The organism is Citrobacter sp. TBCS-14 (assembly GCF_005280805.1).
GTDB classification, from domain to species: Bacteria; Pseudomonadota; Gammaproteobacteria; order Enterobacterales; family Enterobacteriaceae; genus Citrobacter; species Citrobacter gillenii.
Map to the genome: position 1 here is coordinate 1 of NZ_SZWM01000897.1, position 205 is coordinate 205.

The following is a 205-nucleotide window of genomic DNA, read 5'->3' on the forward strand; positions in this document are numbered from 1 at the left end:
ATTAAAGCTCATAATCGTCTTCCTTTTTTTGCCGGATGGCACGTTGTTTATCCGGCCTACGGGTCTTGTAGGCCCGGCTAGCGAAGCGCTACCGGGCAGCATAAGTGGAATTACTCCATCATCTTCTCAATAGGCAGCACCAGGATGGAGCTGGCGCCAAGCGCTTTCAGTTTTTCCATCGTTTCCCAGAACAGGGTTTCGCTGC

Annotated in this window: 1 pseudogene; it reads right to left on the minus strand. The window is 51.7% G+C overall.

Going from position 1 to position 205, the window contains the following annotated elements:
- Positions 1-110: 110 nt before the first annotated feature.
- Positions 111-205, minus strand: a pseudogene (hisG, locus tag FDX22_RS21950) (ATP phosphoribosyltransferase); the annotation flags it as partial.